At 64.3% G+C, this 9,663-nt stretch carries 10 protein-coding genes; 8 read left to right on the forward strand and 2 right to left on the reverse strand.

Annotation, left to right across the window (positions count from 1 at the left end):
* Nucleotides 1-295: 295 nt before the first annotated feature.
* A complete protein-coding gene (locus FJ428_RS07290) occupies nt 296-598 on the reverse strand; it encodes an accessory factor UbiK family protein (protein ID WP_140496011.1) in 303 nt (100 codons plus the stop codon).
* Nucleotides 599-812: 214 nt separating this feature from the next.
* Here FJ428_RS07290 and FJ428_RS07295 point away from each other — a divergent pair, with 214 nt between their 5' ends.
* The 7 genes from FJ428_RS07295 (at nt 813) to FJ428_RS07325 (ending at nt 7,289) form a co-directional block, all read left to right on the forward strand.
* Nucleotides 813-1,052: a BrnA antitoxin family protein gene (locus FJ428_RS07295; RefSeq protein WP_031250360.1), complete on the forward strand. Its 240-nt coding sequence runs from the start codon at nt 813-815 to the stop codon at nt 1,050-1,052.
* Between the two features lie 131 nt (nt 1,053-1,183).
* Nucleotides 1,184-2,044, forward strand: coding sequence for a prolipoprotein diacylglyceryl transferase (gene lgt, locus FJ428_RS07300; RefSeq protein ID WP_140496012.1), 861 nt, complete (start codon nt 1,184-1,186; stop codon nt 2,042-2,044).
* On the forward strand, nt 2,041-3,138 hold the full coding sequence (locus FJ428_RS07305; protein ID WP_140516882.1) for a class I SAM-dependent methyltransferase: 1,098 nt from the start codon (nt 2,041-2,043) through the stop codon (nt 3,136-3,138). The genes lgt and FJ428_RS07305 overlap by 4 nt, the downstream gene beginning before the upstream one ends.
* Before the next feature lie 357 nt (nt 3,139-3,495).
* Nucleotides 3,496-4,290 carry a peptidoglycan editing factor PgeF gene (gene pgeF, locus FJ428_RS07310; protein ID WP_140496014.1) on the forward strand — a complete coding sequence of 265 codons (795 nt, stop codon included), beginning with the start codon at nt 3,496-3,498 and terminating at the stop codon, nt 4,288-4,290.
* Nucleotides 4,290-5,441, forward strand: coding sequence for a Xaa-Pro peptidase family protein (locus FJ428_RS07315; protein WP_140516886.1), 1,152 nt, complete (start codon nt 4,290-4,292; stop codon nt 5,439-5,441). Before pgeF ends, FJ428_RS07315 begins: the two co-directional genes overlap by 1 nt.
* A 43-nt stretch (nt 5,442-5,484) precedes the next feature.
* On the forward strand, nt 5,485-6,114 hold the full coding sequence (locus FJ428_RS07320; protein WP_140624150.1) for a hypothetical protein: 630 nt from the start codon (nt 5,485-5,487) through the stop codon (nt 6,112-6,114).
* 239 nt (nt 6,115-6,353) lie between these two features.
* On the forward strand, nt 6,354-7,289 hold the full coding sequence (locus FJ428_RS07325; RefSeq protein ID WP_019860650.1) for a ribose-phosphate pyrophosphokinase: 936 nt from the start codon (nt 6,354-6,356) through the stop codon (nt 7,287-7,289).
* Between the two features lie 116 nt (nt 7,290-7,405).
* On the opposite strand, the gene FJ428_RS07330 is transcribed toward FJ428_RS07325, so the two are convergent.
* Complete coding sequence (locus FJ428_RS07330; RefSeq protein WP_140556082.1) at nt 7,406-8,275, reverse strand: helix-turn-helix transcriptional regulator; 870 nt, start codon at nt 8,273-8,275, stop codon at nt 7,406-7,408.
* A gap of 150 nt (nt 8,276-8,425) precedes the next feature.
* On the opposite strand from FJ428_RS07330, the gene FJ428_RS07335 reads away from it, so the two are divergent.
* A complete protein-coding gene (locus tag FJ428_RS07335; protein WP_140666080.1) occupies nt 8,426-9,649 on the forward strand; it encodes an MFS transporter in 1,224 nt (407 codons plus the stop codon).
* Nucleotides 9,650-9,663: the final 14 nt, after the last annotated feature.

Here is a 9,663-nt window from a genome sequence, read left to right on the forward strand (position 1 = left end):
GGAGCGCCACACGCTCCGCGGGGCACACACGACGAACAATCTGATCTAGAACTCGGACGGCCAGGACTTCTCGACGCAAAGACCCCAGACCGGACCCCACCGCCCGGCGCATGACCCTGCTCCGAATCATGCAACAAATTCAGTCTATTGATCGGGAGTCGCGTGAACAGCCCAATTTTTCGCGCTGCGTCATTCGCATGTGGAAAGGCGCTGTCACACAGAGTCACGCAATGCCGGTAAGCGATTCACGGCAAAGCGCTTTTCAGGCTGGTGCTTTGTGGAAAAGTTTAACGAATTATTTTTTCGGCCTGGGCTTTGCGGAAGCCGCAGGTGTGGCCTGCCCGGTCAGTTCGGCAAGCCTGGCCTCAAGCGCCTCGATGCGGTCGGCAAGGCGAGCATTCTCTTCCCTGGCCTTGGCGGCCATCTCGCGCGCGGCCTCGAACTCCTCGCGCTGCACCACGTCCATCGAATTCAGGATGCGTTCGGCCTGTCCCTTGAAGGCGGTCTCCACCTCGCGCCGCACGCCCTGCGCGGCGCCCGCGGCATCGGTCATCAGCTTGGCGAATTCGTCGAGAATGCGGTTCGGTCCGGTCGACATGGCAAATCCTCGGTTGCTGAAATTGAGTTAGTAGTGCCGCGCGCCGAATGCAAGAACGTTGAGGGTTGCCGTTCCATCTGCGTTGCTGTGGCGCATGGCAGTGCCATTCCTGTAAGAAGCTCCCGAACGGCGCCAGAGCTGTACTTGAGGGCGCAAGCTCGCCTATTGTGTTCTCGTCTCGTATTGCCTCAAGCACACTTCAGTCAGGTCACCAATGGCAACCCCTCCGCGCCGACCGACCAATCCGATGGCAGCCGCCGAAGCTGCCTTCAAACCGGTGAAGAAGCCGGCACCGCCAATTCGCGAAGCTTCGGCCGCGCCGAACGTCCGCGAGCTTGTTTCGATCCGGATCGACCGGGCCGTGCTCGATCATTTCCAGGAAGATGGCCCCGGCTGGCAGGACAGGATCAACGACGCGTTGCGGCAGTTGGTGGCCGCCAAGCCAAGGGATTGAGCTCACCGCCCGCACGGCGCGATGGGCCTGCAAGCGGTGATCCGATCCGATCTTTGACGCCGACCACCTTGCCTTGACCCCGCCAAAACCCTGCCGCATGGTCCGCGCCAAACGCAACCGAGAGCTCCCCGTTGAACGAATATTTCCTGCTGCCGCTGGCCTCGTTGCCCTTTCCCAACATCGACCCGGTGCTGATTCAGATCGGGCCGCTGGCGGTGCACTGGTACGGCGTCGGCTACATCGTCGGCATCCTGTTCGCCTGGTGGTACGCCAAGCGGCTCGCCGCCAATCCGAAACTCTGGCCCGACGGCATCCTGCCGATGAAGCCGGAGGACCTCGATGATTTCATCATCTGGGCGGCCATCGGCGTCGTGCTGGGCGGGCGCACCGGCTACGTGCTGTTCTATGACCTGCCGCGCTATATCGCGCATCCGCTCGACATCTTCGCCGTCTGGCAGGGCGGCATGTCGTTCCATGGCGGCCTGCTCGGCGTCATCCTCGCCATGACGCTGTTTTCGATCAAGCGCGGCATCCGCACCTGGTCGCTGTTCGACGTCGTGGCCGCTGGCGTGCCGGTCGGTCTTGGCCTCGTGCGCGTCGCCAACTTCATCAACTCCGAGCTCTGGGGCCGGCCAACCGACGTGCCATGGGCGATCGAGTTTCCCAATGGCGGGCCGTTTACCCGCCATCCGAGCCAGCTTTACGAGGCCCTGCTTGAAGGCCTGGTGCTCTTTCTCGTGCTGCGCTTCCTCACCCATTCTCGCCTCAAGCTGAAAACGCCGCGCTTCGTCGGCGGCGCCTTCATCTGCGGCTATGGCCTGTCGCGCATAGCAGTCGAATTCTTCCGCGAGCCCGACCAGCAGCTCGGCTATCTCCTTGGCACCAACTGGCTGACCATGGGCATGATCCTGTCCTCGCCGATGGTGCTGGCCGGCATTTGGGCGATGACGACAGCCAAGCCGGTGCCGCAGTCACGGCCGCAGGCGACATGACGCGGCTGAAGGCACGCATCGTCGATCTGATCGAGGCGACGGGGCCGATCCCGGTCAACGAATACATGGCATTGTGCCTGTTCGATCCCGAGGCGGGCTACTACACCACGCGCGAACCGTTCGGCGCCGCCGGGGATTTCGTCACCGCGCCGGAGATCAGCCAGATGTTCGGCGAGCTCGTCGCCGTTTGGCTCTACCAGGCCTGGCTGGCGGTCGGCCGGCCGACGCCGGTCACCATCGGCGAGATCGGCCCTGGCCGCGGCACGCTGATGAAGGACATGCTTCGCACCCTGTCGCGGCTTGAACCGGCACTGGCCAACGACGCCGCTTTCGCCATGATCGAGACCAGCCCGCGCCTGACCGAGGTGCAGAAACAGACGCTCGGCGCCACACCGTTCTCGATTCGCTGGCACGAGACCATCGATACGCTGCTGCCACAGCCGCTCTTCATCGTCGGCAACGAATTGTTCGACGCCATCCCCATCCGCCAGTTCGTCCGCGTCGGCACTGGCTGGCGCGAGCGCGTGGTCGGCCTCGACGGCGCTGACAATCTTACCTTCTTCGCCGGCGCCGGCTCGCTCGACCCGACGCTGCTGCCCGCCGATGCCGGCGAGGCACCGCAAGGCGCGATCGTCGAAGTGGCGCCGGCGCGCAGCGCCCTGATGGCGACCATCGCCGAGCGCATAGCCGCTCATGGCGGCTCCGGCTTGTTTGTCGACTATGGCCATCTGCGGCCGGGTGTCGGCGACACGTTGCAGGCCCTGCGCCGTCATGATCACGAAGATGTGCTGGCCAATCCCGGCGAAGCCGACCTCACCTCCCATGTCGATTTCGCCGCCCTTGCCGGGGTGGTGCGCGCGCATGGTCTGGACGCCCATCTATCGACGCAGGGCGATTTCCTGCTCGGCCTGGGCATTCTGGAGCGCGCCGGCCGGCTTGGCGCCGACGCCAGCCAGGCGGCACGCGACAAGATCGCTGGCGATGTCGAACGCCTCGCCGGGCCGCAGGCCATGGGCGACCTGTTCAAGGTGCTTGCCATAGTGCCGCGCGGCGTTGCCGTTCGCCCCTTTGCCCAGGCTCCGAGCTCGGATTGACAAGGCGTGACGACGGCCAGTCCGGTTGTGTCGGTAGCTTTTCATGGCCGGCAACTTCTCATGATAGGAATTTTTTCTTGACAGGGTGAAGGCAACTATGGTAGATATTTGGTTATGGTGCTGAGTTGCGCCAGGGACCCGCCGCACAGGCGGGTTTTTCCGTTCAATGCTCCCTCACCGCGCAGCGGCGAAGGAACCGTTACCCCGGATTCGTTGCGTTGCCCCTTCGCCACGCCGGATTGACTTTTCATCGTCACCCCTCCCAATCTCCCGTCCGGTAAAAGAGCGGCTGAACGCCGGCCGTCTCGCTTCGGACTTTTTCTTGACGAAACCGCCCACACGGACAACAACGCCCACATGCTGAATCAGACCAAACTGGATCCCGTGCGGTCGCCGCTGCTGGACCTGGCGCAGGCACAAGGCATCCGCCACGGTTATTTCACCCGCGTCGGCGGCGTCTCGACCGGCATCTATCAGGGCCTCAACATCGGCACCGGCTCGGATGACGACCAGGCGCTGGTCGCCGAGAACCGCCGCCGTGTCGCCGCCTGGATGGGCGTGCCGGCGGACCATCTCCTGACCGCCTGGCAAATCCATTCGCCTGATGTCGTCGTCGCCAGGGGACCCTTTGCAGGCGAGCGTCCCAAGGCCGACGCCATCGTCACCGACCGGCCGGGCATCGCCATCGGCGCCTCGACCGCCGATTGCGGCCCTGTGCTGTTCGCGGATGCCGCGGCGCGTATCATCGGCGCGGCGCATGCCGGCTGGAAAGGCGCCTTCACGGGGGTGCTCGAGAACACCATTGCCGCCATGGAAAGTCTCGGCGCCAGGCGTGAAAACATCGTCGCCGTGCTCGGCCCCTCGATCGGCCCGGAAAACTACGAGGTCGGGCCTGAATTCGTCGCCCGCTTCGTCGAGGCTGATGGCGAAAATGACAGATATTTCGCGCCTTCGGCGAATCCCGGTCATTCGATGTTCGACCTCAACCGCTACACGGTGGACCGGCTCGACAGGGCGGGTGTGACCGCGCAAGGTCTCGGCCGCTGCACCTATGCCGAGGAAGATCTGTTTTACTCCTACCGGCGCACGACGCACCGCAAGGAACCCGATTACGGCCGGCAGATATCGGCAATCGTTTTGGAGAGTGAATAATGGCGCTGCATTTTGAACGATCCGAATTCGACGCGCGCCGCGACCGGCTGGTGATCGAGATGGCCGAGAAGAAGCTCGACGCCATCCTGCTCTTCGCGCAGGAAAGCATGTATTGGCTGACCGGCTACGACACGTTCGGTTTCTGCTTCTTCCAGTGCCTGGTGGTGAAAGCCGACGGGTCCATGGTGTTGCTGACCCGCTCGGCCGACCTGCGTCAGGCGCGCCACACCTCGATCATCGACAACATCGTGCTGTGGACCGATCGCGATGGCGCCAATCCGGCCGTCGACCTGCGCAATCTGCTGAACGAGCTCGACCTGCTCGGCGCCCGCATCGGGGTCGAATACGACACTCATGGGCTGACCGCCTATAATGGCCGCCGCCTCGACGAGCAGCTGCAGACCTTCGGCCAGATCGCCGATGCATCCGGCATCGTCGGTCGGCTGCGCCTGTTCAAGAGCCCGGCCGAGATCGCCAAGGCCGAGAAGGCGGCGAACCTGGCCGACGACGCGCTGGATGCGGCCTTGCCGCTGATCAAGCAGGGCGGTGACGAGGCGCTGATCCTTGCCGCCATGCAAGGCGCGATCTTTGCCGGTGGCGGCGACTATCCGGCCAACGAATTCATCATCGGCTCCGGCGTCGACGCGCTGCTGTGCCGCTACAAGGCCGGTCGCCGCAAGCTCACCAAGAACGACCAGTTGACGCTCGAATGGGCGGGAGTCTTTCATCACTATCATGCGCCGATGATGCGCACGGTGCTGACCGGCAAGGCCTCGAAGCGTCACCAGGACTTGTTCGACGCGGCCCGTGCCGCGCTGCTGGCGGTCGAGAAGGCGATGACGCCGGGCAACAGTTTCGGCGATGTGTTCGACGCGCATGCCCGTGTCATGGAGGCACGTGGACTGACCAAGCATCGGCTGAATGCCTGCGGCTACTCGGTCGGCGCCCGCTTCACCCCGTCCTGGATGGACATGCCGATGTTCTACCAGGGCAATCCCGAGCCGATCGCGCCGAACATGACGTTGTTCGCCCACATGATCATCATGGATTCCGAAACCGAGACGGCGATGACGCTTGGCCGCACCTATCTCACGACCGAATCACAGCCGAAGCCGCTTTCCCGCCATGATCTCGACTTGATCGTACAGTGAATCCACGATGGGAGGCGTTCTTCGCCAAGGAGTTAGAAGGCAAATGAGACGATCGCAGCTGACGACCGTGTCATTGCTCGTGGTCCTGGCGCTCGCCGCCTGCACCAACGCAAAAGACGTCCTCGAACCCTCCGCCATCACCCCGCCCACGGCCGCGGCGCCGGCCACGCCGGCAGCCCAGGGCAGCGCCGCCACCCCGGCGCCCGCTGGCCCTGCCACGACCACGGCGGGCGCTCCAGCAACGACCACGACGTCAGCCACGCCCGCACAGACAGCCGCAATCCTTGCCAGGACGCGCCTGCAGATCGCGCCGATCGTCGGCGCTTCGGTGGAAGCGGCGACGCCGCTGACGGCGGAGTTGCAGACGCGCGCTAGGCAGCGCGGCATCACGCTGGCCGGCAGCGCCGACCAGACCGCGACCCATGTGCTCAAAGGCTATTTCTCGGTGATCTCCGAAGGCAAGGACACCACCGTCATCTATGTGTGGGACGTCTACGATCCCTCGGGCAACCGCCTGCATCGCATCAACGGCCAGCAGAAGGCGGCTTCGGCCAATTCCGGCGCCAGCGCGGGCGGCGACAGTTGGAAAGCGGTGGCGCCAGCCACCATGCAGGCGATCGCCGACCAGACCATCGACCAGTTCGCGGCATGGCTTGGCGGCAAGGCGGGCTAGACCATCGGACCCGAATGGAAACGGCCGCGGGGAAATCCGATGCTTGAACACGGGGAAGGAGCAGCGGCGCCGGGTCCGCTGCCCGGTGTTGCCCATACGCGATGGCGCGAACATTTCCCAGGATTAGCCGGCGGATTTCCAATCACGGTGCTTGCAATAGCCGCGCGGGCCGCTAAAAGCCCGGTTAAAGGGCGTAGGCGAGTCTGTTGGGGCTCTCCATCCTCCACCAGGAACGGTGCATGAAACTCTTCGCGGGCAATTCCAACAGGGTGCTGGCCGAGGCGGTCGCCCGCTATCTCAACATCCCGCTGGGCAAGGCCAGCGTCAGGCGCTTCGCCGACCAGGAAATCTTCGTCGAGATCCAGGAAAACGTGCGCGGCGAGGATGTCTTCATCCTGCAGTCGACTTCCTTTCCGACCAACGATCACCTGATGGAACTGCTCATCATGATCGACGCCTTCATGCGCTCGTCGGCCAAGCGCATCACGGCGGTGATCCCCTATTTCGGCTATGCCAGGCAGGACCGCCGCGCCTCCGGCCGCACGCCGATCTCGGCCAAGCTGGTCGCCAACATGATCACCCGCGCCGGGGTCGACCGCGTGCTCACGCTCGACCTCCACGCCGGCCAGATCCAGGGCTTCTTCGATATTCCGACCGACAATCTGTTCTCGGTGCCGGTCATGGCCCGCGATGTGAAGGCGAAATACAAGCAGCTCGGCAACGTCGTCGTGGTGTCGCCCGACATTGGTGGCGTGGTGCGTGCACGCGCGCTGGCCAAGCGCTTCGACGCACAGCTCGCCATCGTCGACAAACGCCGCGAGCGTCCCGGCGAATCGGAGGTCATGAACATCATCGGCGCGGTCGCCGGCAAGGACTGCCTGCTGATCGACGACATCGTCGATTCCGGCGGCACGCTGTGCAACGCCGCCGATGCGCTGCTGGCCAACGGCGCCACCAGCGTCACCGCCTATATCACTCATGGCGTGCTGTCGGGCGGCGCGGTCGCCCGCATCAGCGGCTCCAAGCTGCAGGAACTGGTGATCACCGACTCCATCCAGCCGACCCAGGGCGTGCTCGACGCCCCCAATATCCGCGTCATCTCGATCGCCGATCTGATGGGCGAAGCCATCTCGCGCACGGCAACCGAGGAATCGGTGTCGAGCCTGTTCGACTAATTGTCGATCCCGGCGGGCGCGTAGCGCAGCAAAACAGATTACAACGTGCAATCAGTGCTCCTGCAATGGACCTTAGACCGAGGGTTGCCGCATCAGCTTGATGCCATCGGCATGCCTCAAGCGGCGATCGGACCGCCTATGCGCCGCGGGTTTTCGCCGGCATCTCGCGCGCCGCGCATATAGCCGCGCGGCGAGGCACCCAGCATGCGCTTGAACATGGTGATGAAGGCCGGCACGCTGTCATAGCCGAGATCGAGCGCCACCCGGGTGATCGGCTCGCCATCGGCGAGCCTTGGCAGCGCCGCGAACAGGCATGCTTGCTGGCGCCATGTCGATAGCGACAGTCCGGTCTGGCGATGAAAGGCGCGCGTGAAGGAGCGTCGGCTCATGCCGGCGGCATCCGCCCACTCGTCGATCGTCGCGCGCGGCGACGGTGCCGCCACAAAACGCCGGCACAGCGCGGCCAGCCTGGGATCGGACGGAAACGGCAGGCCAAGCGGCCGCTCCGGCAAAGTCGGGATTTCGTGCAGCAGAAGATTCATGATCAGCCCGCCGCGCCCTTCCAGCACGCCGCCTTGCGGCAGTTTTTCCGATTCCACGATCAGGCTGTGCATCAGGTCGGTGACGCCGACGACGCGCAGGCCTTCCGGCAGTCCGGGGATCGCTCCCGGCATGACATAGACCGAGCGCATCGAGACATCGCCCAGCATCTCGACGGAATGCTCGGTGCCCGCGGGAATCCACATGGCGTGATCGGGCGGCACCATCCAGCGCCCGTGCCGCGTCGTCACCAGCACGACACCGACCAGCGCATGCAGCAACTGGCTGCGGCTGTGGCGGTGCCGCGGCACATGGTAGCCGTCGGGATATTCGGTCGGTAACGCCACCGCCGGCCCGGCCACTTGCTCCAGCCATAGCCAGCGACGCTCGTGCAACTGCTCGAGGTCGGCACTACCAGCGTGAAAAATTTCCCTGCCGTGCGGCATAAGCTATGGCCCACTTGCGAAACTATTGGACCAAACCACGAAAGAAGTCGTCCCGCAAGCGGCCTATAAGCCATCCGTTCCCAAGGCGGCCGCAGGAGCGTCCGCCAGCTTGCCCGCGGGTATGCCCGCCAAAAAGACTACGGAGCTGCCTTGACCGATACGACAGCCGTCGCCCCTCCCGCGACCGCCAGCCATGCTTCAGCCCAGGCGACGGCCTTCACCGTCATCCTGGCGGTGAGTTTTTGCCATTGCATCAACGACATCATGCAGTCGCTGCTATCGGCCATCTATCCCCTGTTGAAGGAGAATTACGGCCTCGATTTCTGGCAGATCGGCCTTCTCACCTTCACCTTCCAGGTGACCGCGTCGCTGCTGCAGCCGGTGATCGGCATGATCACAGACAAGCGGCCAATGCCCTATTCCCTGCCCTACGGCATGGCCTCTTCGCTGATCGGCCTGATCGTGCTTGCCTATGCCGGCCACTACACGCTGCTCCTGATCGGCGCTTCGCTGATCGGCATCGGCTCGGCGATCTTCCATCCGGAATCCTCGCGCATCGCCCGCTTCGCCTCAGGCGGCCGCTTCGGCCTGGCGCAGTCGCTGTTCCAGGTCGGCGGCAATTTCGGCCAGTCCATGGGACCGCTGCTGGCGGCATTCATCGTCGTGCCTTTCGGCCAGACCAGCATTTCATGGTTCGCCGTCGGCTCGCTGATCGGCATCGTCGTGTTGTGGCAGGTCGGCGGCTGGTACAGCCGCTTGCGCGCCACGCAGGCGAACCGCAAGACGTCCAGTTTCGTCTCGCCCTTCCCGCGCCGCAAGGTGATGGGGGCCCTGGCCGTGCTGACGCTGCTGGTGCTGACCAAGAACGCCTACATCGCCAGCCTATCCAGCTACTACACCTTCTACGCCATCCATAAGTTCGGCGTTTCGGTGCAGATGTCGCAGGTCATGCTGTTCCTGTTCCTCGGCGCCTCGGCGCTGGGCATCCTGCTCGGCGGTCCCTTCGGCGACCGCTACGGACAGAAGGCGATGATCTGGTTCTCCATCGTCGGCGTGCTGCCCTTCACGCTGGCGCTGCCCTACGCCAACATGGAATGGACGATGGTGCTGACGGTGCTGATCGGCCTGATCCTGTCGTCGGCCTTCTCCAACATCGTCGTCTTCGCGCAGGAACTGGTGCCGGGCCGCGTCGGCATGATCGCCGGCATCTTCTTCGGCTTCGCCTTCGGCGTCGGCGGCATAGCGGCAGCCGTGCTCGGCATCGTGGCCGACATGAAGGGCATCGACTTCGTCTTCCAGATCTGCTCGTATTTGCCGTTCCTGGGCCTGTTGACGGTGTTCCTGCCCAATATGAAGGAAGCACGGAAGGCCTAGCCTGGGAAAGCGCC

This window comes from Mesorhizobium sp. B2-8-1, from assembly GCF_006440955.1.
Classification (GTDB): domain Bacteria; phylum Pseudomonadota; class Alphaproteobacteria; order Rhizobiales; family Rhizobiaceae; genus Mesorhizobium.

Bases quoted from the DNA above. Each gene is read 5' to 3' on its own strand.
- FJ428_RS07330 (WP_140556082.1), bottom strand. From the start codon at position 8,275: ATGCCGCACGGCAGGGAAATTTTTCACGCTGGTAGTGCCGACCTCGAG.
- FJ428_RS07290 (WP_140496011.1), bottom strand. From the start codon at position 598: ATGTCGACCGGACCGAACCGCATTCTCGACGAATTCGCCAAGCTGATG.
- FJ428_RS07305 (WP_140516882.1), top strand. From the start codon at position 2,041: ATGACGCGGCTGAAGGCACGCATCGTCGATCTGATCGAGGCGACGGGG.
- FJ428_RS07325 (WP_019860650.1), top strand. From the start codon at position 6,354: ATGAAACTCTTCGCGGGCAATTCCAACAGGGTGCTGGCCGAGGCGGTC.
- FJ428_RS07315 (WP_140516886.1), top strand. From the start codon at position 4,290: ATGGCGCTGCATTTTGAACGATCCGAATTCGACGCGCGCCGCGACCGG.
- pgeF (WP_140496014.1), top strand. From the start codon at position 3,496: ATGCTGAATCAGACCAAACTGGATCCCGTGCGGTCGCCGCTGCTGGAC.
- FJ428_RS07320 (WP_140624150.1), top strand. From the start codon at position 5,485: ATGAGACGATCGCAGCTGACGACCGTGTCATTGCTCGTGGTCCTGGCG.
- FJ428_RS07295 (WP_031250360.1), top strand. From the start codon at position 813: ATGGCAACCCCTCCGCGCCGACCGACCAATCCGATGGCAGCCGCCGAA.